Annotated in this window: 25 protein-coding genes and 1 tRNA gene; 15 read left to right on the forward strand and 11 right to left on the reverse strand. The window is 55.8% G+C overall.

Annotation, left to right across the window (positions count from 1 at the left end; translation table 11 throughout):
• A complete protein-coding gene (locus tag ACR0DK_RS04105) occupies positions 1 to 573 on the reverse strand; it encodes a TetR/AcrR family transcriptional regulator (RefSeq protein WP_480734870.1) in 573 nt (190 codons plus the stop codon).
• Between the two features lie 78 nt (positions 574 to 651).
• On the opposite strand from ACR0DK_RS04105, the gene ACR0DK_RS04110 reads away from it, so the two are divergent.
• From ACR0DK_RS04110 to ACR0DK_RS04125, 4 genes are all read left to right on the forward strand, one after another.
• Entirely contained in the window at positions 652 to 1,533 is an 882-nt protein-coding gene (locus tag ACR0DK_RS04110) for an oxidoreductase (protein ID WP_480734872.1), read from the forward strand.
• Positions 1,534 to 1,697: 164 nt separating this feature from the next.
• The gene (locus ACR0DK_RS04115) at positions 1,698 to 1,997 is read left to right on the forward strand and encodes a hypothetical protein (protein ID WP_480734874.1); all 300 of its coding nucleotides are present in this window, start codon (positions 1,698 to 1,700) and stop codon (positions 1,995 to 1,997) included.
• A gap of 21 nt (positions 1,998 to 2,018) precedes the next feature.
• A complete protein-coding gene (locus tag ACR0DK_RS04120; RefSeq protein WP_480734876.1) occupies positions 2,019 to 2,498 on the forward strand; it encodes an SRPBCC domain-containing protein in 480 nt (159 codons plus the stop codon).
• Complete coding sequence (locus ACR0DK_RS04125) at positions 2,482 to 3,162, forward strand: NAD-dependent epimerase/dehydratase family protein (RefSeq protein ID WP_480734877.1); 681 nt, start codon at positions 2,482 to 2,484, stop codon at positions 3,160 to 3,162. Before ACR0DK_RS04120 ends, ACR0DK_RS04125 begins: the two co-directional genes overlap by 17 nt.
• Positions 3,163 to 3,277: 115 nt before the next feature.
• Here ACR0DK_RS04125 and ACR0DK_RS04130 read toward each other — a convergent pair whose 3' ends face one another.
• From ACR0DK_RS04130 to ACR0DK_RS04155, 6 genes are all read right to left on the reverse strand, one after another.
• Positions 3,278 to 4,423 carry an ABC transporter permease gene (locus ACR0DK_RS04130; protein WP_480734878.1) on the reverse strand — a complete coding sequence of 382 codons (1,146 nt, stop codon included), beginning with the start codon at positions 4,421 to 4,423 and terminating at the stop codon, positions 3,278 to 3,280.
• Positions 4,420 to 5,346, reverse strand: coding sequence for an ABC transporter ATP-binding protein (locus ACR0DK_RS04135; RefSeq protein ID WP_170392835.1), 927 nt, complete (start codon positions 5,344 to 5,346; stop codon positions 4,420 to 4,422). Before ACR0DK_RS04135 ends, ACR0DK_RS04130 begins: the two co-directional genes overlap by 4 nt.
• Positions 5,343 to 6,302: an HlyD family secretion protein gene (locus tag ACR0DK_RS04140; RefSeq protein ID WP_480503697.1), complete on the reverse strand. Its 960-nt coding sequence runs from the start codon at positions 6,300 to 6,302 to the stop codon at positions 5,343 to 5,345. Before ACR0DK_RS04140 ends, ACR0DK_RS04135 begins: the two co-directional genes overlap by 4 nt.
• Before the next feature lie 113 nt (positions 6,303 to 6,415).
• Positions 6,416 to 7,306, reverse strand: coding sequence for a haloalkane dehalogenase (locus ACR0DK_RS04145; RefSeq protein WP_480734880.1), 891 nt, complete (start codon positions 7,304 to 7,306; stop codon positions 6,416 to 6,418).
• Entirely contained in the window at positions 7,303 to 7,728 is a 426-nt protein-coding gene (locus tag ACR0DK_RS04150; RefSeq protein WP_223117046.1) for a GFA family protein, read from the reverse strand. The genes ACR0DK_RS04145 and ACR0DK_RS04150 overlap by 4 nt, the downstream gene beginning before the upstream one ends.
• A 9-nt stretch (positions 7,729 to 7,737) precedes the next feature.
• A complete protein-coding gene (locus ACR0DK_RS04155; protein ID WP_480734882.1) occupies positions 7,738 to 8,115 on the reverse strand; it encodes a hypothetical protein in 378 nt (125 codons plus the stop codon).
• A 118-nt stretch (positions 8,116 to 8,233) separates the two neighbouring features.
• Between ACR0DK_RS04155 and ACR0DK_RS04160 the strand changes: the two genes are divergently transcribed.
• Positions 8,234 to 8,827 carry a TetR family transcriptional regulator C-terminal domain-containing protein gene (locus ACR0DK_RS04160; RefSeq protein WP_170392839.1) on the forward strand — a complete coding sequence of 198 codons (594 nt, stop codon included), beginning with the start codon at positions 8,234 to 8,236 and terminating at the stop codon, positions 8,825 to 8,827.
• Between the two features lie 259 nt (positions 8,828 to 9,086).
• On the opposite strand, the gene ACR0DK_RS04165 is transcribed toward ACR0DK_RS04160, so the two are convergent.
• Positions 9,087 to 9,965 (reverse strand): hypothetical protein, encoded by an 879-nt coding sequence (locus ACR0DK_RS04165; protein WP_170392840.1) that lies wholly within the window; start codon positions 9,963 to 9,965, stop codon positions 9,087 to 9,089.
• A 107-nt stretch (positions 9,966 to 10,072) separates the two neighbouring features.
• A complete protein-coding gene (locus ACR0DK_RS04170; protein WP_480734885.1) occupies positions 10,073 to 11,053 on the reverse strand; it encodes an alpha/beta hydrolase in 981 nt (326 codons plus the stop codon).
• A 190-nt stretch (positions 11,054 to 11,243) separates the two neighbouring features.
• Here ACR0DK_RS04170 and ACR0DK_RS04175 point away from each other — a divergent pair, with 190 nt between their 5' ends.
• The 10 genes from ACR0DK_RS04175 (at position 11,244) to ACR0DK_RS04220 (ending at position 20,745) form a co-directional block, all read left to right on the forward strand.
• A complete protein-coding gene (locus ACR0DK_RS04175; RefSeq protein ID WP_170818986.1) occupies positions 11,244 to 12,176 on the forward strand; it encodes a LysR family transcriptional regulator in 933 nt (310 codons plus the stop codon).
• A gap of 482 nt (positions 12,177 to 12,658) precedes the next feature.
• Positions 12,659 to 14,398, forward strand: a complete 1,740-nt coding sequence (locus tag ACR0DK_RS04180) for an ABC transporter substrate-binding protein (protein WP_170392843.1) — start codon at positions 12,659 to 12,661, stop codon at positions 14,396 to 14,398.
• Between the two features lie 81 nt (positions 14,399 to 14,479).
• Complete coding sequence (locus tag ACR0DK_RS04185; protein WP_170597695.1) at positions 14,480 to 15,529, forward strand: ABC transporter ATP-binding protein; 1,050 nt, start codon at positions 14,480 to 14,482, stop codon at positions 15,527 to 15,529.
• 1 nt (position 15,530) lies between these two features.
• Positions 15,531 to 16,607: an ABC transporter ATP-binding protein gene (locus ACR0DK_RS04190; protein WP_170597697.1), complete on the forward strand. Its 1,077-nt coding sequence runs from the start codon at positions 15,531 to 15,533 to the stop codon at positions 16,605 to 16,607.
• Positions 16,604 to 17,467 carry a carbohydrate ABC transporter permease gene (locus ACR0DK_RS04195; RefSeq protein WP_170392846.1) on the forward strand — a complete coding sequence of 288 codons (864 nt, stop codon included), beginning with the start codon at positions 16,604 to 16,606 and terminating at the stop codon, positions 17,465 to 17,467. Before ACR0DK_RS04190 ends, ACR0DK_RS04195 begins: the two co-directional genes overlap by 4 nt.
• Positions 17,464 to 18,261, forward strand: a complete 798-nt coding sequence (locus ACR0DK_RS04200; RefSeq protein ID WP_170597699.1) for a carbohydrate ABC transporter permease — start codon at positions 17,464 to 17,466, stop codon at positions 18,259 to 18,261. Before ACR0DK_RS04195 ends, ACR0DK_RS04200 begins: the two co-directional genes overlap by 4 nt.
• Before the next feature lie 8 nt (positions 18,262 to 18,269).
• The gene (locus ACR0DK_RS04205) at positions 18,270 to 18,671 is read left to right on the forward strand and encodes a DUF2160 domain-containing protein (protein WP_170636976.1); all 402 of its coding nucleotides are present in this window, start codon (positions 18,270 to 18,272) and stop codon (positions 18,669 to 18,671) included.
• Between the two features lie 66 nt (positions 18,672 to 18,737).
• A complete protein-coding gene (locus ACR0DK_RS04210; protein ID WP_170567382.1) occupies positions 18,738 to 19,133 on the forward strand; it encodes a BlaI/MecI/CopY family transcriptional regulator in 396 nt (131 codons plus the stop codon).
• Complete coding sequence (locus tag ACR0DK_RS04215; protein ID WP_170567383.1) at positions 19,120 to 20,217, forward strand: M56 family metallopeptidase; 1,098 nt, start codon at positions 19,120 to 19,122, stop codon at positions 20,215 to 20,217. Before ACR0DK_RS04210 ends, ACR0DK_RS04215 begins: the two co-directional genes overlap by 14 nt.
• Before the next feature lie 147 nt (positions 20,218 to 20,364).
• A complete protein-coding gene (locus tag ACR0DK_RS04220; protein ID WP_223117053.1) occupies positions 20,365 to 20,745 on the forward strand; it encodes a transposase in 381 nt (126 codons plus the stop codon).
• 853 nt (positions 20,746 to 21,598) lie between these two features.
• On the opposite strand, the gene ACR0DK_RS04225 is transcribed toward ACR0DK_RS04220, so the two are convergent.
• Both ACR0DK_RS04225 and ACR0DK_RS04230 read right to left on the reverse strand, forming a co-directional pair.
• A tRNA-Arg gene (locus ACR0DK_RS04225) sits at positions 21,599 to 21,675 on the reverse strand.
• 64 nt (positions 21,676 to 21,739) lie between these two features.
• Positions 21,740 to 23,122: a sensor histidine kinase gene (locus tag ACR0DK_RS04230; protein WP_480734890.1), complete on the reverse strand. Its 1,383-nt coding sequence runs from the start codon at positions 23,120 to 23,122 to the stop codon at positions 21,740 to 21,742.
• Positions 23,123 to 23,128 lie beyond the last annotated feature (6 nt).

Genomic DNA, 23,128 nt, shown 5'->3' on the forward strand with positions numbered 1-23,128 from the left:
CTAGCCCGTCTGAACGCTGCTGGTGACTTTCAACGCCGACATTCGCAAAGCGGACAGCAATCCGATCAAGTGTTTCTTGTTCTTTGCGCTGTACTTGGCCGCTGTTGAAGAGCGCTGGATAAAATCCGCGTACTGATCAACAGTCAGGTCACAGCTTTCAATCGCACTCGAATACGGCTCCAGGACACGCGCGATGATCTCGGTGTTTCGCTTTGCACCGGCCTCCAGCTCATTCTGACTTGTCGAAGTTACGCCAGCGATGATGTCCTCGGCATTGGGCGAAGACTGCAAGAAATCATAGTGCTCAATGACGGCATATTTGAAGACGATATCAAGTTGTGCTCCAAGTCCGTCAGCTTTTTTAAGACCGGCCTCGATATCCAGAACGACTCTGTCTGCCAGCGATCGGATCGTGGCCTGCAGCACCTCATCCTTGTTTGCGAATGCTTTGTATAGTGTTTGCCGCGAGATGCCCGCTTCATGGGCGATGTCGTTCATGCCCGTTCGCTTCACGCCGTAGCGAAGAAAAAGCTGCTTCGCGGCTTCGAGGATGTAGTCGTAGCGATCTTTCATGATTTACATATTGACAAATGAGCGCTTAGTGTCAACATTGACAATCAATCACAATATGTCAATTTGTCAGGATGCGAGATGTCTAAACAATCTGGAAAAGTCGCGATCGTCACCGGTGCAAACAATGGAATCGGGTTTGAAACGACAGTCGGTATGGCCGAAGCAGGTTTTCACGTCGTCATGGCGTGCCGCAGCCTTGAAAAGGCCGCAGCCGCCAAAGCAAACGTTCTCGCGCGAATTCCTTCCGCATCAATCGACATCCTCGTGCTGGACTTAAGTGATTTGACTTCGGTTCGCGCGTTCGCTGAGGCTTTCCGCGCCCGGTACTCCAAGCTGGATGTGCTGATAAACAACGCGGGTATTCTGCTTTACTCAGCTCAAACAAATGCTGATGGTGTCGAGTTGCAATTCGCAACCAACCACCTGGGACATTTTCTGCTGACCGCACTGCTGATCGACATGTTCCTGGACGACCCCGCATCGCGGATCGTCTCGCTTTCCAGTATCGCCCACAAGAACGCGAACATTCACTTTGACGATCTTACATGCGACCGGGACGGTGGTGTCGCTTACGGTCAATCAAAGCTCGCCTGCCTTCTGTTCGGCGACGAACTGGACCGTCAACTCAAGGCTTCGGGCAAGTTGCTGAAGTCGCTAACTGTGCATCCGGGCGGGTCGGACTCCGGTCTGTTCAACGATTTGGACGAAGAAACGCGCGCTAACATGAAGGCACAAGTCGAACAACTTCTGCACTCCAATGAAGACGCTGCGAGGCCATCTCTGTTCGCCGCTTTGTCTGATCAGGTCAAAGGCGGCGAGTACTACGGCCCTACAGGCCCCGAAGAGATGAGTGGCAAGACCGGTGTCGCGATCCGCAATCCAATTTGCGAAGACCACGGTTTGGCCAAACGTTTGTGGCGTCTCTCGGAAGAGATGACCGACCAGACATTCGTGATCTGAGGGACGGGGATGAACAGGTTCATGCAGCGACTCTCGCGGGGTTTCGAGTATCTGATCGTGCTCGCCTCAGCTACATGTTGGGCTGGGGGCTTCTCGGGTTTCTTGAATACTTCACCGGGCTGGCGCCGCTTATGCCTTTGCAAAACGCGACCTTTCCGCCGGGCATGCAAACTCTCCATTGGATATTGATCACCGCTTCGGGTGCCACCTATCTGGCCAGATACGTCCTGCGCTGGAGCGTCACTCCGATTGCCATGCTGGTCATGTTCACCGCGCTTGCCACGATGTGTGCTGTGCAAACCTTAGACATGTTGGAAAATCCGGATCGCTACCGGAACTTCGCCCAGGAATGGGTCAATTACATCATCATCTCGATCTACCTTTTTCGATCCAAGCGCATGCGGGATCGTTTTGGGCAGATCACAATTCAGGGCGGGGATCGCGTATCACCACAGAACGCCTGAGACCTCAAAGGAAGGATTGTCATGGAAACCGGATCATCGGAAAAAGTGAGCCTCTCACATCACAAAATCCACACCGACATTGTGATCGATGCGCCGCCGGACGTGGTCTGGTCGGTGTTGACCGACACGGCAAACTACAAGGACTGGGCTGTGTTCCTTGTGGGTATCAAGGGAGAGATTACGGATGAATCGACGATCACCGTCGACTTTCAGCTTGATTCATCAAAAGAGAAGTTGACCACGCTGGATCACGCAATCTCGGTCGTGGACGGGGCAGAGTTCTATTGGGCGGAGAAAGGACCGGGCGGTATTCGCGATAACCATCACTTTTGTGTCGAGCCGCTGGAGAGTGGCAAAACTCGCTTCATACAATCCGATGAAATCATAGGAGGCATCACGTTCCTGATGGGAGGGCGTTTGGCAAAAATGTATGTGGAAGGTTACCAAGCTTTCAATCGCGGCTTGAAAGCAGAGGCAGAGCGCCGTGCTCAATCCGCCTGACAAGACAATACGACCACTTGGGCGCGTCCTGCTGACGGGTGCGACGGGAATGGTGGGTTCCTCGGTACTTGCGGCATTGCTGAACGAAAAAACTGCGCGCGAAATAGTGTCACTTGGGCGCAGGCCGTGCCATATAGATCACCAAAAGCTGAACGATGTGAGCTTTGCAGCATTCGGCGATACCCAAGCCATCGAAACCTATCTTGATGGCATCGACACCGTCTTCCATTGCCTTGCCACTTATTCCGCGCGCGTCAGTCGAACAGAATACGAGGAAATCACAGTAGAATGGATGTGCGCTTTGCTGGCGGCTTGCGAGAGGTCTGCGCCCCGCGCGACGTTCTGCTTGTTTTCCGCACAAGGTGCTCGGCCAGATGGCGGCGGTATGTCCTTTGCATTGAAGATTAAGGGCGAAGCGGAGAGCAAACTGTTTGCATCTGACCTCGAACGGAGGTTCGCCTTTCGTCCAGGCTATATTGCGCCGTCAGGCCCGAGAAACACATGGAAGTTGGCTGACTACCTTTTCAAACCGCTCCAAAGGCTGATGCCGTCCATCGGTGTAACTTCCGATGAATTGGCTCATGCCATGCTTCAAACTGCGATGCACGATCCTCGTCGTACTGCTGTTCTTGAAAACGGTGAGATGCGTACGTTGCTCGGATGAGGCTGCGGTTGCGCCTCGAGTTGTTTAGTTTTCAACAGAGGTCTTTCAATTCCCGATTCTGGGAAGCCTCAATGCAGCATTCAATTCCCGCACGGACGGCAGCTCTGGGCCGCCTTCAACCCAACCGTTTCTTGAACCTTAGAGTGGCCGCCAACAATCCGAATGCCGCAAATCCAATCATCCAGAGAATTCCCCAGCGCAACTCGTATAGCGACGCGCCACGCAGGACCACGCCGCGGATCATGTCCATAAAATGAGTGGCGGGCAGAACCTGAGCAATCATCTGGACTGGTTGCGGCATGCCGTCGAAGGGGAACATAAAGCCCGACATCAGGATCGATGGCAGCAGAACAAAGATAGTCATCTGCATTGATTGCAATTGGTTCTGCGCAAGCGTGGAAATCACCAGCCCAAGCGACAGGCTGGCGATGATGAACAACAAGGTCACCACAAGCAAAATGCCCAATCCGCCGTTTATCGGGACATCGAAAAGGACATACCCGAGGCCGAGGATGATTGCGACCTGTATCAGGCCCAGAAAGATATAGGGGATGATCTTCCCGATCATCAGTTCGATCGATTTGATCGGGGTGTTGATCAGCATCTCCATATTGCCCCGTTCGCGTTCGCGGACGATGGCGGCTGAAGTGAACAGGATCATCGTCATGGTCAGGATCACGCCGACAAGACCTGGCACGATATTGACTGCTGATCGCTGTTCAGGGTTGAAGTAAAGCGTCACCTCGAAGGTAGGCACCTGCCGGTTTGGTGGTTGTTTCAGCAGTTCTGTCAAAGGCATCGTGCGCAGGGATTTGATTGCGCTGGCCACCATCGTGTCCGAGCCATCGACGATCCAATGGGCAACCGGTCGGCTACTGGTCTTGTCCGTTGCGTTGGGCAGGCCCAGCCCGACAGACGGGCTTCGGGCAAGGCGTTGGCTGACGTCTGATGGGATGATAAGCGCGGCGCGCACGCGGGATTCAGTGATCGCGCGCTCGGCTTCTTGCGGGGTTGTTAGATGTTCGGTGATGGTCACGACCTGCGTGGCCTGAACGATCTGCGCCAATGTTCGGGACAACTCTGTTCCGGACTGGTCCACCAGTGCGACAGGCACATGGCGCAGGTTGGTGTTGATCGCATAGCCAAACAGCAGCAGTTGGATCAGGGGGATCATGATCACCATGGCAAAGGCCATCCGATCCCGCCGCAGTTGTAACAGTTCTTTCTTCAGTACAGCAGCGATGCGGCGTGGCGAGATCACTGTTTTGGCCCCCGTGTGGCGCTGACGAACACGTCTTCCAGATTTGGTCGCTGCAGGGTCAGGGACAGGTCGGGAAACGCAGCAAGTTGGCCGCGCAACATGTCCACCGGCTGAGGTTCGGATTTATCCACCAGCACACGCAGCCGCGATCCGACTTGCGCGGTCGACAAGATCATGGGCTGGACGTCCAACGCGTGTTTGACCTTGCGCAGGTCCGGGCCTTCAACTTCGACAACATCGGCCTGCAGATCATCCATCAACTCACGCGGAGAGCCGTCCGCCTTCTTCACCCCGTGCTGCAAGATCGCCAAGCGGTGGCAGCGTTCGGCCTCGTCCATGAAATGGGTCGAGACGATCATCGTCGCGCCCTGATCGACCAGATCGAACAGCTGTTCCCAGAAAGTGCGTCGGGTTTCGGGGTCAACGGCCGAGGTCGGTTCATCCAGAAACAACAGTTTTGGTCGGTGCATGACGGTCGCTGCAAGGGCGAGTTTTTGTCTTTGCCCGCCGCTCATGCTGCCGCTGAGCTGATCAATGTTGGTTGTCAGGTCATAGGTGTGCAGCAGTTCTTCAATCCGGTCCTTGGCCGACTTCACTGGAATGCCATAAATTTCTGCCGCGAACCGAAGGTTCTCCAGCACTGTCAGGTCGCGGTAATACGAGAAGATCTGGGTCATGTACCCGATCTCATTTTTTAACGGCTCAGCCGCTTCGGGCATTGATCGGCCCAAAACCGAAATTGCCCCGCTGCTGGGGGTCAGTAGGCCGGTCAGCATGCGCATGGTAGTTGTCTTGCCGCAGCCGTTGGGGCCGAGAAACCCGTATATCTGGCCCGTTCGGATTTCGAGGTCCAGATTGTTGACTGCGGTGTTTTCCCCAAACCGACGGGTCAGACCCTGCGTCGAGACGACGATATCACTCATGGCATGGGGACCTGCACTGGCACTCCGGCGGGCAGGTCGGGTGTTGCAGTGGGCAAGTCAATCTCGGCCAAATAGACAAGGCGCGTGCGGTCGTCCTTGTTCAATCCGTAATAGGGGGTGAAGGACGCGTCGTCGCTGATCCAGCGGATCACGCCGTCCAGCGGATCGGCCAGCCCGTCAATGCGTACTTCCAGCGTGTCGCCGGGTTTCAGATTGACGCGATGCGGCTCGGGCACATAGACGCGCGCGTAAGGCGTCTGGCCCGTGACCATCACGGCAACCGGGCTGCCGGATGTTACCCGCTCGCCCAAATTCCACGGCAGAGAATCCAGCACGCCGTCGCGGGTGGCCGTAACCGTCAAGTCGTCCAGAACTGTTTGCTCGGCGGAAACCAACGCTTCGGCGGCCCGTACGTTGGCTTCGGCAACCGCCAGGTCTTCGGGTCTGGTGCCGTTCTGCAACTCTTTAAGCGATTCCTGAGCGCTGGCCAGTTCAGCTCGCGCGGAATCGCGCAGGGCCAGATCATTTGCTACCTGCGCTTCGGTCACGACCGAGTTTTCGACCAGTCTGGCGTTTCGGTCATAGATGGCTTCGGCATCGGCAAGGCGTGCAACAGCGCCCGCGACTTTGGCCTCGGCTATCGCAATCTCCTCCTCTCGCGGCCCCACCTGCAGCTTCAGAAGCGTGGCCTGCGCCTTTTCCAGTTCAGCCTGCGCCAGTGCCAGTTTTGAGCTTTGCAATGTTGGATCAAGCTGAACCAGCGTGTCGCCTGCCTTGACCACGGCACCTTCGGCAATAGGCAAATCGACGACGATTTCGCTGGCTGTCGCGGTCAAAGCCACCCGGTCGCGCGCCAATACGCCCAAAGCGACGCTGGTATCAGACCCGGAGCACCGGTCCAGAAAGGCGGGCAGTACAGCCGCTAGAATCAAAGGGATGGGGGTCGTCAGATTCAACAGGGTTTCCCTCCGGTGTTTGGCCTTTGAACGTATTGGGTGATAGTTAAAGCATAAAATCAGGAAATCTGATTTATGTATACGGCTCAGCCGCTACACGTGGCAGCACGGGGTCATGCGGGCAATCGCGCCAACCACTCCTCCAGCTTTTCTCCGATCAGATGGGGGTTATCTTCCTGTAGGAAATGAATGCCTTTGCCGATATCCACCGCTTCGAGGTTCTGGATGGTCTGATGGCACCAGGCGACCTCTTTTGTCCCGATGGTGCCTCCGGGCGTGGCGTGGAACATCAGCATCGGGGTTTGCGTTTCTCCCAACCAACGGCTGTAGGCGCTGACGATCTCATGAACGTCAGAAGGCGTGCCATCGATCGGAATCTCGCAAGGCCACACACGAACCGGCTTGCGACTTCGTGCTGTGGGAAAGGGCGCACGGTACTGCGACATTTCTTGCGGTGCCAGATCACGTACTATGGCGCTTGGCAGGATTTTCTCGACGAACATATTCAGGCCCGAGATCATCATCCATCCCAGACCCGGCGTCCGCATCAAGCGAAACCCGGTGCGGAAATCGGGCGGAAATCCCGCCCAACTCATCGGGCGGACCACGCCCTCCATGAACACGATGCCGCGGATGTTCTCGGGATGTCGGTGCGCATAGTGAAACCCCAATGCCGAGCCCCAGTCATGAATGACGAGCGTTACGTCCTCTAACCCCAGCGCCTCGATGAATCCGTCAACGTAGGGAACGTGGTCGACAAAGCGGTAGGGAATATCCGGCTTATCCGATTTGCCCATACCGATCAGATCCATCGCGATAGCGCGGCCCTGCCCGGCGGCATAGGGAATGATGTTGCGCCACAGATAAGACGAGGTGGGATTGCCGTGCAGAAACAGAACCGGCGAGCCGTCGCCTTCCTCGACATAGTGAATGCGCTGCCCATTCACCTCGACATATTTCGAGTCAAACGGGAAGTCGGGTGAGATCTCTTGTTCGGTACTCATTGAGCCACTCTTTCTGCATTGCAAGTCTCTTCGATCAGGCCCAGCGCCTCACCATACCACGCAGGTCGGGACGACCAGCCAACGATCGCGTTGACGGGTTGGGACGGCGGGCAGGACAAGCTGCCAACGGGGACAATCAGAATCTTGCCGTTTTGAGTCTCGAATGGCAGCGTCGTCCCGCAGTTCCGGCAGAACACCCGGCGTACTTGGGAATTGGGCACGTCGAAGGTGGTCAGCATGTTTTTGCCTTCCAGCCATTCGATCTGATCGGGCGTGGTGAACGCATTCGCAACATGGGCCGAGCCCGAGGCCTTTTGGCAGAAGCTGCAATAGCAGAGTTTGAAGGCGGTCATATTGTCCCGCACCCGATAGCGCACCGCGCCACAGATACATTGGCCGTCGATCGTGTTTGGGTGACTCATCTGAACACCTCAGCCGCGATAGGCGAAATAGGAGCGGACAGAGGCCGCAAACGTCAGGCCCATGCTGATGATCGCGATGATAAAGCCGATGACCGCCGTTGCCGGGATCGAGACCAGAAAATCAACGGCAATCGCTGCGCGGATACCGACCAGGCTGCGCCTGAGGATGGATGCGATGATGCAGGCAAAAGTCACCATATATCCCAGCATCGTATAGAGCATCAGGTTGGCGGCTTGGGGGCCTGCCAGTTCTCCGACCTGCAGCCCGTAGAATTTGAACGCGGCGAAGAAGCCAAGGGCCAGCAGGATTTTCAGCGCGTTCAGAATGAAGATGGCGCGCAGTGTTACGGGCTTTGAGGCCCCGGTTGTCGGGTCGATGGCGATCATGTCAGGTCTCCGTTTGACGTGGGGCCACGCGGCATTTGCAGCCGCGCGCCCGCAATGCTATCCAAGTGGATAGGAATTTATTACTATCCATGCGGATAGAAAAAGCAAGGAGAAATCTGTGGCGCGCAAACGCAAGACGGATCACGACAGTGCTGTGGCAGGCGCTTTGGACCTGTTTTGGCGGCGGGGATACCATGGTGCCAGCACGCGGGAACTGGAGCAGGAGACCGGGCTAACTCGGTTCACACTGCAAACCACCTATGGCGGAAAAGAGAAGTTCTTCCTAAAGACACTTGATACTTATCTGGACAATGCCGAGGCTCGGCACTTCCCCGACCCCGACACCTATTCGCTGAATGACCTCAGCGATTGGTTCCAGGGTATCGCCTCGGCAGAACGTATGCCGAAGATCGAGGATGCGGGGTGCCTTGCCTTCAATTCGATCAGTTCGTTTCACCGCACTGACCCCGAGGTGAATGCCCGAATCGAGAGATACCTCACCGCCTTGGAAAGAAGGTTTGCTGCGATCCTCAGCCGCGCCAAAATTGAAGGGACCGTGCACATCGATGTTGACCCGGATGAGGCGGCAAAGCTGCTGATCGGCCTGTTGCTGGGACTTCATACGATCATGAAAGCCCGGACATCCGACCAGTTCCCAAGGAGCTATGCAGACGCGGCGGTTGGGTTGATCAATGGGTGGAGAAATTTGTAAGCGATGAAATATGCAGGCGTGATCGGCTGCCATAATCTGACATCAAAAGACTAACACTCGAACGAACGTGATATCTAAAGCACGCAATGGGAAACAATTAACGTGACCACCTGCAGCGTGAGCATTACGCGTCTGTAGCGAATGTCTGGAAGTGCGCTGCCATTGCAGCATGTCCAGTGGCCGCTTTGGACCGCTAGTTAGCTCCCCGACCATATGCTACTGCGGAAGCCAGGCGCCATGAAAACCGGAGTGCGTGCGTCTATTGGTCGAGACTTTTCACCGTCTGAGACGGCAACTCCGCATAGGATGCGTCATAGAAATAGCTCAGCCAAATCGACCACCCATCGAAGAGTATATCGGAAATCCCACGCGAATGAGACCCGACGCTCAGTGGATCTACGGACCCATCAGTTTCAACGCGCAAGAGCCTCGCATTCGGGTATTTCTCGTGGCCTCGGTAACCCCCGACAACAACTGTGCCGTGCACGACTTCAACGGATTCCAAGCTACCAAAGCCGGTTGAAACAGCTACCGCAGTATCTCCGTTGCCTGAATGCGGAACCCAATACAAAGCGCTGTCCCAGGCGTCGTCGCTACCCCAGGACACAGCGTAAATACCTGTCTCTGCGATTGCAAAGCGGGCGAGACCACTGATGCGCAAATCGCCGAGGTGAGGTTGAATTTGTCCGGTTTGGGCTGCGACCGATAGGAATGCGCCGCGCCCAAAATCACTCACAAGAAGGGTGTCGTCGTCGAGGGCTTCGATATCGTAGAGAAAAACACCATCGTCATCGAGAGCCTGACGCCAGTTTACCGTGCCATCCGAAGCGGTAGAAATGACCTCATTGCCATCCACAATGACAATCTGGTTGCCGGAACGCACCATTCCTGTTGGGTTACGAAGACCTTGCCCATCTGAGAGTTTGATTTCTTCGGACACGCCATCAGGAGTGAGCTTGTAGAGCCCGCCGTTAGTGGCGTCTGAGCTGAACTCTTCATCTGGCCCACCCGGTCCAATCGATACGGCATAGACATCATTTCCCATCGGCAAAACGGCTTCGGTAAAGGGCGGCAGCTCCTGTTCGGCGACAACAGGGAAGGCCGTGGTGCAAGTGACCAATAACGAAAGAACTTTCATCTCAAATAATTCTCCGGTGTATCTATGCTTTGATGTTGCCGCCCGTTTTTCCGGCAATGATTGTTCCGGGGCGGCGTCAATGAACCGAGCGGTTTGCATCAAAGGGTTCAATTGGAGGCAAGAAAGTGCGGAGCCAGAGCATTGACGGCGGCATCAATGATCAACGGGTCTTCGTAAAACTGAAGCTGGTTGGCGCCGTCGATCCAATACAGCGTCTTCTTTTCTGACGCGATTTCTTCAAAAATGCGGCGGGGAATGACCTGACCGCTTGCAGCTCTGTCGCCATGGATCATCAATACAGGCAGGTTCAGTTGAGGGGCTGTTTCGTCGATCCGCCAGCCCCAAATGCCAGCTTCGCTCATCGCGGTGATGCGGTTTTCCCAACCCCCTTTGAAAGTCAGCCAAGGGGCCCTGTTATCCCATGGTAGGTACCAGTCTGCGATGGCAGTTGCGGTCAGAAGGGCATCCTCAGAGCCGACGATCGGGATGTAGCTTGCTTCCCCCGTTTTTTCGAATTCGGTGGCTGCTTTGGCCGCGCGATCTATGCGTGCTTCAACCTCGGCATCACTGCCAAGGTACATTCTGGCAGTTTCCTCAGTTAGATAGTGGCCCGCGACAACCCCGAGAGAGGCCACGCGACCGTCTGTCACCGCTGTTTCAATCGCCCAGTTGACGCCCTGACAAATCCCGAGAAGATGAAGCCGGTTTGCGTCGATGCCTTCTTGGTTTGCGAGAAAACCAAGGGCGGCTTGGCAGTCTTCAACCTTGGCTTCACCAGACTCGTAGCGTCGGGGTGTGCCCGAGCTTTCTCCGTGATAGCGTGGATCGAATATCAGAACGGCCAGCCCGCGCGATGCCAGGCGGGTTGCATATTGCACCGGTGACTGTTCCTTGACGAATGCAACAGGGCCGATGATCACAGCTGCCGGGTGAAGTCCTTCCGAAGCAGGTCTCAACAACTTTCCAACAAGGGTTTCCCCAGAGCTGTCAAAGGACACTGTTTCAACATCATAAGAGCCAAATGCCGATTGATCTGGGTCACCGGATGCCTCCGCTGTGCTAGCGCGGGAGGTGAAAGCTCCGCTCATGGATGTTGCAATCGCGATTGAGTTGAACATGCGTCGTGTAATCACAGCTGCTGCCCTTTCGAATACAGTTTGATGGTCTCGACAACCAAACGATCTTGGATCGAGCGCCCCGATCTGGGGGGGCGCCCGGTTAAGCTTCACTTGTCAGTTAACTCGCGACGGGCATAATTGGGATGACGCAAATAGCATGATGAGCATGCAAAAAATGAATGACATTTTAACTTCTCTGGATGTTAGGACTCTACGGTTCCTACAGCTCCTGCTTCGCACAAGCAGCGTGACACGCACGGCAATACATCTGGGGATCAGCCAGCCCGCCGCCAGTCGAATACTCGCCCGGGTACGCGACCTTATTGGAGATCCGGTGCTGATCCGAACGCAGTCCGGATACCAATTAACGGATCATGCTCTGGGCTTGAATGAACCGGTCGATGCTGCCCTGTCAGCGATAGCTGACGTCTTCCAGCCTTCCGCCTTTGATCCAGCACAGTCCAACTATTGCTACCGCATCGCTTCGACAGATTACGGCGTCGCGGCTGTCCTGGGACCCATGATGGAGGTCTTTGCCGTTACCGCACCAGCAATAAGGTTCGATGTCTCGCCACTGGTGCCGCAAAGCTTTACCGATTTGGAAAAAGGAGCAATTGATCTACTGCTATACGCGGATTTGGATGCCAGGAACGATTTACTTGTTCAGAAGCTATTTGATGAAACCTACGAAATCCTGTTCCGACAAGGCCATCCGCTTGAAGAACATGCGTCATCAAAACGGGCACTTACTCCGCAAGACGTTTCGGCTTACCGGTTAATCGAGTTCAGTTTTCCGGGCACTTCGGGTCTGAAACCCGATACGATCATGCGGGAAAAAGGAGATGGTTCGAATGCTGTGTTCCAGCAGCCTTACTTCACCACATTACCTTTTTTGGTAGGACAGACGGATGCAGTTGCAGCTGTCCCCAAGCGGCTGGCAAAGCAAGTCCAGAAATTGACCTCTCTTTGTTCAGCTCCATTTCGGCCGAGTTGTGGCTTCCCTTATTTTCTTGTCCGCCACGAGCGTAGCCGCTTCAATCCAGCGATCAATTGGCTAAGGGAACAAGCATTAGAGATCGCCAAATCCGACTGATCAGATGTTCGAGCTGGGATGATAGTTTGCACGTGAGATCTTCGAAGTACACAAAGGCCATCCAAATCAGCACCCGCCCTTGGGTCCTGACGAAACCACAATCCATAGATGGCAGGTCTGTTGGGTTAAGCTGCAACATCGTCCGTTAAAGTTACATCTCCGCTCAGAGCCGTTCCCCAGACCATCGTCTACTTTCCAGCTTCGCGATTGCAGCGAACGACAGCTTTGACGGTCAGCACCGCGAGAAGGTGACCAGGGTCGAACGGAAGGAATGGGCCGTTTGCAGCGCACGTATTTGATGCTAATTGGCGTGATCCATGAAGTTCACCCTCCAACGTAAACGGTAATAATCGATATAAAACAATGCGTTGATCTACTTCTTCCTTTCTACTAAAAAATTAGTTTGACAGCAGCGCCGAATATCATTGATGCTGTTTGCCATCCGGTCTGCACCGGATCACATAATCTTTGGGAGGAGACAGATGCGGAGACATCTACTTTCCGCCGTGGCGGCAGCGGCCGTCATTGCGGGGCATGGTCCTGCTTGGGCCGACGAAGCCGCAGCACAACGTTGGATCGACGACGAATTCCAGCCATCGACCTTGTCGAAGGATGAACAGTTGTCCGAAATGAAGTGGTTCATCGAAGCTGCACAACCGTACTCGGGCATGGAAATCAATGTCCTGTCCGAGGGTATCCCGACGCATTCCTATGAATCCGAGGTTCTGACCAAGGCGTTCGAGGAAATAACCGGGATCAAGGTCAATCACCAGATTCTCGGCGAAGGCGAAGTGGTTCAGGCCGTACAGACTCAGCTACAAACCGGACGGAATCTGTATGATGGCTATGTCAACGACAGCGACCTGATCGGGACACATTCGCGCCTGCAGTTGGCCTATCCGCTGACCGATATGATGGAAGGTGATTGGGCGGCGACAACCTCGCCAACGCTGGATCTGGATGACTTCATGGGTATTCAGTTCACCACCGGCCCTGATGGCAAGCTGTATCAATTGCCTGACCAGCAGTTTGCGAACCTATATTGGTTCCGCAAGGACTGGTTCGATGACGAAGCCAACAAGGCCGCGTTCAAAGAGAAATACGGCTATGATCTAGGCGTTCCGGTCAATTGGTCGGCCTACGAAGACATCGCCGAGTTCTTCACCAATGACGTGAAAGAAGTCGATGGCACCACGATCTATGGCCACATGGATTATGGTAAGCGCGCGCCTGACCTCGGCTGGCGCATGACTGACGCCTGGCTGTCGATGGCCGGCGCCGGTGACGTGGGTGAACCGAACGGCGTTCCCGTCGACGAATGGGGCATCCGCATGGAAGCGGGCACTTGTAACCCTGTTGGCGCATCCGTTTCGCGTGGTGGTGCTGCGAACGGCCCGGCTGCGGTCTATGCGATCCGCAAGTGGGATGAATGGCTGCGGGCTTATGCGCCTCCGGGTGCGGCGTCTTATGACTTCTACCAGTCTTTGCCAGCGCTTAGCCAAGGCAACGTGGCTCAGCAGATCTTCTGGTACACCGCCTTCACCGCAGACATGGTGAAGCCGAAATCCGAAGGCAACAACACCGTGGATGACGAAGGCACGCCGCTGTGGCGGATGGCGCCCAGTCCGCACGGCCCCTATTGGGAAGAAGGCCAGAAGGTTGGTTATCAGGACGTGGGGTCGTGGACCTTCCTGAAGTCGACGCCTGCAGATCGTGCTCAGGCGGCTTGGCTCTATGCCCAATTCGTGACCTCCAAGACTGTCGACGTGAAGAAATCCCATGTGGGCCTAACCTTCATCCGCGACAGCTCGGTCAACCACGAGTCGTTCACCGAGCGCGCACCCAAGCTGGGTGGTCTGGTCGAGTTCTACCGCTCACCCGACCGTGTGGCATGGTCACCGACCGGCATCAACGTGCCGGACTATCCGAAGCTGGCCCAGATCTGGTGGCAGCAGATCGGTGACGTGAACTCGGGCGCCTTCACCCCGCAAGAGGCGATGGACCGTCTGGCAGAAGAGATGGACATCACTATGGCCCGAATGCAGGCCGCTGACGAAAGCGCCGGTGTCTACGGTGGCTGTGGTCCGCGTCTGAACGAGCCGCAGGATGCCGCCTTCTGGTTGGAAAAGCCGGGCTCGCCCAAGGCCAAGCTTGAGAACGAAAAGCCGCAGGGCCAGACCGTCAACTATGACGAATTGGTTCAGCGCTGGCAGTCTCAGTAAGCAAACGAAACCGGGGGTGCCGTGTGCGGCATCCCCACCCCAAGGCCAGTGCGACGCACTGAAGGACCGGAACCCACGGACATGATCGAACTTAAAGACGCCACCAAACGGGTTGGCAATGTCATCCATATCAAGCCTACGAACCTGACGCTCAAGACTGGCCATTTCAACGTGTTGCTGGGCGCGACGGGGTCGGGCAAAACCTCGCTGATCAAGATGATGGCCGGGCTGGACCCGATCGCCTCAGGCAAAGTTCTGATGGACGGGCAGGACGTCACCAAGCTGAACACGCAAAAGCGGCAGATCAGTTTGGTACACCAGTTCTTCGTGAACTACCCGCATATGACCGTTTTCGACAACATCGCCTCGCCCTTACGCGTGGCGGGGATGGCAAAATCCGAAATCGAAGGCCGTGTCGAAGAGGCCGCCGACTTGCTGCAGTTACGCCCAATGCTGCAGCGCCGTCCGCATGAGTTGTCAGGCGGCCAGCAGCAGCGTACAGCACTGGCCCGCGCGATTGCAAAGGAAAGCCGCGCGGTGTTTCTTGACGAACCACTGGCCAACCTCGATTACAAGCTGCGTGAAGAACTGCGTGAACAACTGCCCGACCTGTTCGCCGGGCGCGGGGCCGTGGTCGTCTATGCCACGTCGGAACCGGAAGAGGCGTTGATGCTTGGCGGCTACACCGCTTTGATGGAGGACGGGCGCGTCACCCAATTTGGCCCCACCTCAGATATCTATCGCAACCCCGAGAACATCTCTGCAGCTCGTGTGTTCTCTGACCCGCCCATCAATGTGGCGCGCATCACTGTGTCTGAAGCGCAGGCGCAATTGGTCGGCGGTGGTGGCTGGAAAGTCACCGATATAGCCGATGGTGACTACTTGGTCGCCGTGCGTCCGCACCGGGTGACCCCGTTCCGCTCTTCCGACGCCGACGTGGAGCTGACCGGGCGTGTCATCGTGACCGAGCTTTCGGGCTCGGATTCCAGCGCGCACTTCCAGCATGGGGATGAGGCGTGGGTGTCCCTGGCCTCGGGTGTCCATCCCTATCAGGTGGGCGAAGACCACAGCTTCTACATGAACCCGGCCCATTGCCGGTATTTCGGCCAAGACGGCAAAAGGATAGCCTAACATGGCACAAATCAAGCTTGCAAACCTGCGACACAGCTATTTCCCCAATCCCAAGGGGCCACATGATTACGCCCTGAAGGAAATCGACGTCACCTGGCGCGATGGCGGCGCCTATGCGCTGCTGGGGCCATCAGGATGCGGCAAGTCAACGCTGCTGAACATCATCTCGGGGTTGCTGACGCCTTCCGAGGGACAGATTCTGTTCGATGGTCAGAACGTTACTGCCTTGCCCCCAGATCAACGCAACATTGCGCAGGTGTTCCAGTTCCCGGTGATCTACGACACGATGACTGTGGGCGAAAATCTGGCCTTCCCGTTGAAGAACCGGGGGGTTGACCCGGCAACGATCAAACGTCGCGTCGATGAGATTGCAGAAATGCTGGACGTTACGGATATGTTGAATACCCGGGCCTCAGGTCTGAGCCCGGACAACAAACAGAAAATCTCGATGGGTCGTGGGTTGGTGCGCGACGACGTGAACGCGGTGATGTTCGATGAGCCGCTGACTGTTATCGACCCACATCTGAAATGGAAACTGCGGTCCAAGCTGAAAGAGCTGCACCAGCGCGTCAAAGCCACGATGATCTACGTCACGCACGACCAGACCGAGGCGCTGACCTTCGCGGACGAAGTAGTCGTGATGCAGGAAGGCGAAGTCGTGCAGATCGGCACCCCTGTGGAACTGTTCGAACGCCCTCAGCACACATTTGTCGGCCATTTCATCGGCTCACCCGGCATGAATGTGCTGCCGTGCGAAGCAAAGGGCGATCGGGCCCTATTCGAAGGCCATGAAGTGATGCTGGAAGGCCAGACCCACGGTGACGGAGGCCGCACCGATCTGGGTATCCGGCCTGAATATATAAGCTTTGGCGAAACCGGCATCCCTGCCCATGTCACCAAGGTCGCAGATATCGGGCGACACTATGTGGTCAGTGCCATGGTCGGTGATACGCCGGTGAAAGCCGTAGCAGAACACAATGCGCCCAACCCTGGCTCACATGTGTACCTGCAATTCAAACCCGAACAATCTCGCGTCTACCGCGACGGCTGGATCGCAACCGAGGAGCGGACGCAATGAGAACGGAAAACCAAAAAGCATGGTTCTTTGTCCTGCCGGTGCTGGCGCTGGTCGCGTTTAATGCGCTGGTGCCGATGATGACGGTGGTCAACTATTCGGTGCAGGAGACCTTCGGTAACAACCAGTTCTTCTGGGAAGGACTGGGCTGGTTCGAACAGATCCTGCGTTCCGACCGGTTTCAGGCAGCTCTGGGACGGCAGTTCCTGTTCACCTTTCTGATCCTGCTGATCGAGGTGCCGCTTGGTATCATCGTGGCGCTTTCCATGCCGCGCAAAGGGTTCTGGGTGCCGGTCTGTCTGGTCCTGATGGCCCTGCCGATGCTGATCCCGTGGAATGTGGTCGGCTCGATGTGGAATATCTTTACTCTGCCCAAGATCGGCCTGCTGGGCTACTTCCTGAATGACGTCCTGGGCATCAACTATGACATGACACAACAGCCACTGTCGGCCTGGATCACCGTGATCGTCATGGATGTCTGGCACTGGACGTCGCTGGTTGTGCTGCTGTGTTATGCGGGCCTCGTGTCGATCCCGGATGCCTATTATCAGGCCGCTAAGATCGACGGTGCCAGCCCGTGGTCAGTGTTTCGCTATATCCAGCTGCCCAAGATGAAGACTGTCCTAACCATCGCCGTTCTGCTGCGCTTTATGGACAGTTTCAACATCTATACCGAGCCTTTCGTTCTGACCGGCGGTGGCCCCGGCAATTCAACCACCTTGCTGTCGATCGACCTTGTAAAGATCGCGCTGGGACAGTTCGACCTTGGCCCTGCGGCCGCGATGAGCCTGATCTACTTCGCCATCACGCTGCTGGTCAGCTGGGTCTTCTACACTCTGATGACAAAGGATGACGCGCAATGAAGAAGAGGTCCATTATCCCGATCCTCTATATCGCGTTCCTGATGCTGCCAATCTATTGGCTGGTGGCGATGTCCTTCAAGACCACGAACGAGATCCTGTCGGGCTTTTCCCTTTTCCCTCAGACCTTCACGCTGGAGAACTACGTCACCATCTTCACCGATCCGACGTGGTATTGGGGCTATATCAACTCGATAATCTACGTGACGATCAACACGGTGCTGTCGGTCTGTGTAGCGCTGCCAGCGGCCTATGCGTTCTCGCGCTATCGGTTTCTGGGCGACAAGCAGTTATTCTTCTGGCTGCTGACCAACCGGATGGCGCCAGCGGCGGTGTTCGCGCTGCCCTTCTTCCAGCTCTATTCGTCAATCCACCTGTTCGACACCTATCTGGCCGTGGCGCTCGCGCACACGCTGTTCAACGTGCCGCTGGCGGTCTGGATTCTCGAAGGCTTCATGCGCGGCATCCCGAAAGAACTGGATGAGACAGCCTATGTCGACGGCTATTCTTTCCCGCGCTTCTTCGTGACGATCTTCCTGCCCAACATCAAAGCGGGTGTCGGCGTCGCGGCCTTCTTCTGCTTCATGTTTTCATGGGTCGAGATGTTGCTGGCCAAGACCCTCACCGCGGTCGAGGCCAAGCCCATCGCCGCCGTGATGACCCGCACCGCCTCCAGCGCGGGGTATGAGTTGGGTCTGCTGGCAGCAGCCGGAACACTGACCATTATCCCTGGTGCCATTGTCATCTGGTTTGTCCGCAACTACATCGCGCGCGGTTTCGCGATGGGCCGTGTGTGAGGTTCGATATGCGTAGACTTCTTCTCACCCTCCCCTTCCTGCCTTCGATGGCATTCGCCCAGCAAGCCGGATGGGGCAATGTTGGCCAGCAAGAGGAAAAGGGATTCTCGTGGATCGCCCCTCTTTGGCCTGATTTCTGGATGGCCTGGACCCCGGCGACGTTGGCGGTATTCGTGGGTATCTTCGCGGCCATCGCACTAATTGGACTATTGGAAGGGTTCAAGTTCCGCGACGGCCTTGAACGTCGCGGTGTACTTGGTCTGACAACCACGTTGGGCGATCGGTTGTTCATAACACTGCTCGGCTCGACCTATATCTTCCTTGCCTGGCTTGGGCTGGTAGGCCAACCTGTATGGACGCCTCTTTTCCTGTCCATCGGTTGGGGCGTCTTCGTCTTCTGGAAAGTTTAAGCTTTGAGAAACAGCGAAAGGATGCTTGTCTGTCAGGCATACTAAGAAATGGCGACTCCGAGATCGATGCGAAAAAAAAAGACAACAAATCTACTGACCGAAGTGGAGCTTGAGTTTATGAATGAGCTCTGGGCGCTGGGTCAGGGTTCGGTCCGTGATGTCCTTGATCGCCTGCCTTCTGATCGTAATTTGGCCTATACATCCGGCGCGACTATTCTGCGTATCCTTGATGAAAAAGGGTTCGTCGAAAGCGAGAAGAACGGCAAGTCGCTGATCTACAGACCCCTGCTGGAAAAGGACAGGTACCAGTCGCGGTCGCTGCAGAATCTTTCTCGGACCCTGTTTGACGACACACCCGCAACGCTGGTTGCAAGGCTGGTCGACGATGAGGGGCTGACAGAAGATGATTTGGAGGAAATTCGAGCACTGGTAGAGAGGAGACTGCAAAATGACAGCGGTTAAACCGGTTCTCGATACGTTTCTTGATCTGAATGTCGTGCTTGGATTGTCGGCCTTTATCTGGTTGGCAGTGCGCGCGGCGCTGGATAGGACATCGATGCGATATGGATTTGTGGCTCAGCTTCGCTTGCTCAAGGCACTTTGTATCTGCGTTCTTGTCAGCCCCATTTTGGCTACAGGGGTCTCGAGCCTTGCAGGACTGGTCTGGCCGGGGCAACCTGTTGCACTGGGGGATATTGCCGTGGCCGCTTATCTGCGCGGCGACATTGCCATGCCAGCAGCACAGTTTGAAACCCTACTGAACACGCGCGAGCGGTGGCTGGACCACGTACTGGCAGGCGCAAGCATGGCCGCAAACTGCGCCTTGATCGCATTCGCTCTTATTGCAGCGGTGCTGACAGTTCGTGTGATGCGCGATGCATGGGCCATCCGCAGCGCGATCACGACCAGTTTTCTGTGGCGGCAATCCGCCAAGGTGGACATTCGCCTGTCAGATCGGATTACCGTACCGTTCGCTGTGCGTGGCCTTCGCCGCCGGCACGTCGTGCTGCCCAGTCATCTGTTGAACACACCAAATGAGTTGCGATTTGCCCTGGCGCACGAGTTTCAGCACATCCGAGCCAATGACGTGGAATGGGAGCTTGGGTTCGAGCTTTTGCGACCTTTGCTGTTCTGGAACCCGGCCTATCTGGTGCTCAAACACCAATTCGACCGGCTACGCGAATTGGCCTGTGACCAATCCGTCGTGTCTCGTAAGGGCATAGATTCAAAGGAGTATACGACCTGTTTGCTGGAATTCTGCGCGCGATCGATTACGTTGAACAATCCACGTGTTCTTAATGTGGCACTGGTTTACGGAACAAAGGCAAAGCACGTACTGCGGCAGCGCGTGTTAGCGTTGACCGAAGCGCCGATGGCAGACACCCGACTGCCTGCCGTATTTCTTGGGCTGATACTTTCATTTGCATTAGTTCTCGCCATCGGATCAGCATCAGTTCGCCAAACACAGGACTGGAGCCACGATCGGCTGATGCTGTCTACAGTCATCAATCTGGAACGGCTGGAGGCTCGCAATCGAGGGAACTGACGGGTCAACAATTTGCCGTCTCAGATCAGGCATGCAGACGTGTCTGACGTCGGCCCCAATGGATTAGTTTAGGTTGATTTGATAAGGGAGATGCGGTCATCGGGCCAGTTCACCATAATTGTTGTAGTGATTTGAAGCTCAAAGGAGATGACCGAGACTTATTTCGTGGGTCTTGATGTTTCAGTCAAGAGCGCGGCAATTTGCGTGATCGCAGGTAACCCGGTCCTTGTGGCGGCAATCTTCCCGCTCCCGTCAGCGCGTGATGCGATGGCAGAAGAATTTGCTGAATTGGACAAGCAGGTTCGAGATCAGTCTCGCAAAGATAATGTCTGTCGTCGCCTCATGACAACTCCCGGTGTCGGCGCCATAGTTGCAATGACCTTCCGTGTTGCCATTGAGGGACCCAAACGTCTCCGTTCATCTAAGTCGGTGGGAGCCTGCTTTGGCCTGACGCCATGGCGAAACCAATCCAGACAAACGGATCGAGTCACATCAAATACCAAGGCCGGCGATGCCAGTGTGGGATAGACGCTTTACGAAGCAGCGCATGTGATGCTTGTGAGAACCACCTGATGGACTCCGTTGAAGGCATGGCCGATGCGTGTTGCCGCCCGATGTGGTGCAAAGCGCGCCAAAATTGCCCTCGCGAGGAAACTGGCAGTCATCATGCATCGGATGTGGATAGACGGCACGGAATTCAGAACCGTCTGAAAGACAACGAGTACCAACTCTTCCGCGAGGAAGGCGCCCCTGAAAGGACGCAGCGCGGAAAATGCCGACAGAAACCCTGATAAAAATATATGCCGCAAGGGAAATAGGCTTTCCCCGTCAGAGCCAACCGCATCATTTGAGTGCACTACGCAGATCACGGACAGAAGCAAGCACTTTAGGGCGCAATATCCTTGCAATACCGGGCCCGATTACAGAAGGGTTTCGGACTCACCATAACCGCCAAGGAGTAACGAGGAGAAAGAAACCCGGAACCAAGCATAGCCACGGTGAGAAGGTGGTAAAGGACACTCGCCGTGTGACCCGATAGCAATTTTCAGCAGAAGAGCAAATCAAGATCGTGCTGGACGGCCTGAATGGTGAGGACAGCATTGCCTCGCCCCCCCGCGTTCGCCACGTGGCAGAGCAGCAGGAACAGGCGGCTTCGCCGTCTGATCTGCAAATCAGCTCTGATTTTCCGAAAGGAAAGTCAGAACAAACCAAACTATCTGCAGGAGTATGAAATGGCAGCGGCGTGTTAGCTGATGACGCAAAGGTCAAATTCAACTGATGTCCAAAATTGGGGTCGCCTTCTGATGTCAAACGTTCACTGCTTTACTGGTCCAACTATGACGGTTGGGTCAGGTTCATGTGACGTTCAACAGGAAACCAGTGGCGGACCGAGGAGGATTCGAACCCCCGACCCCTTGATTCGTAGTCAAGTACTCTATCCAGCTGAGCTATCGGTCCGCGTTGGTGAGGCGGTATTTAGACCTGAGGCCGAGGGCGCGCAAGTCGATTCTTCAAAAAAACTTCAAAAAGTCATATCACCGCGTGGAAGCCTTATTTCAAAGGTGGTTCCATCAGGCCCTGTGTCTTTCAGAAACAGATCTCCGCCGTGACCCCGCACCAATTCTTGCGAAATCGCGAGCCCAAGTCCCGAGCCGCCTTTGCGAACACCACCCTGAAATGGTGTAAACAGATTCTCTCGGGCCTTAGGAGGCAGGCCTGGACCTGTATCGCTGATTTCGATGCACCAGTCGGCTTCAAGCTCAGATGCAGACACCGTTACGCGCCCCGCCTTACCCGAGACCAGAAGTGCTTGCCGGGCATTGCGCACAAGATTCATGACAACCCTGAAAATCTGTTCCGGGTCGGCACGGATAACAAGATCTTCGGGTACGTCGTTCACAATCTCAACGCAGGCATCGGCAATGGCGAGTTGCTCGCTGGCGACAACATCTGCGGTAACGTCCCGCAAGCGAACCATGGTCAGGGTTGGGGCTGGTTCTTCGGCGCGTCCGAACGCCAAGGTGCTTTCGCACAAGGAAACCGCCCGCGTGATCGAATTGACAAGTTTGGGTGCCATTCGCGCCACCAGGGGGTCATTGCTTGCCTCAATTCGATCGGTAAACAGCTGAGCAGACGTCAGAATGTTGCGCAGATCGTGGCTGACCTTGGCCACCGCCCCGCCCAACTGGGCCAGACGTTCACGTTGTTTCAAGGCATGGGTCAGATCGGTTTGAAGCATCTGCAGGGCCTCTTCGGCCTCGCGCAGTTCGGTCACCTTTGAATTGGGGGAGATGATGCCGCGCGCATCCTCAGGTGCGCTGGCATAGCGCTGCATGTAGCCCACAACGCTTTTGATCGGACGCACCAGTACCACGCGCACAGCCAGAAACAGGAACGAGGCCGTTATGATTGAGATCACAAAGGACAGCCCAAGGATGCGGAGCCCATAATCCGTCATGGCCATGCGCAAGGGCTCGCTGTCCATTGTCACCTCGATCAACAGTCCTGCGTCTTTGACCGGCGCGCCGATCACACGAATGACCTCGTTTTCGGGGGTAAACAGCCTCGAGACAGCATCACGGATTAGCACCCAAGCGCTGGCATTACGCAAATCAAAGGTCTTGGTGATCTGGGTCGGGATCGGTGAAGACAGCATGAGCTGACGCACCTCGTCGCGGCGCAATACGACGTTATAGACCCCCGCATTTGACAGCAATTCCGCTTCAAGCTCATCAGCCAGCATATCGTCGGCCAACAAAGCAAGCGAGGCGATCTGGGCGCGTTCCAGCCGGTTCAGCAGAAAATCTTCACGGAAACGCGCGATCGAGGGCACAAAGATCAGCACTTCGGCCAACATGACGAAGACCGTCGTCAGGATCAGAAATCGGCCCGACAGCGAGTTCACTTTGCG

The sequence above is a fragment of the Ruegeria sp. CE6 genome (assembly GCF_056537485.1).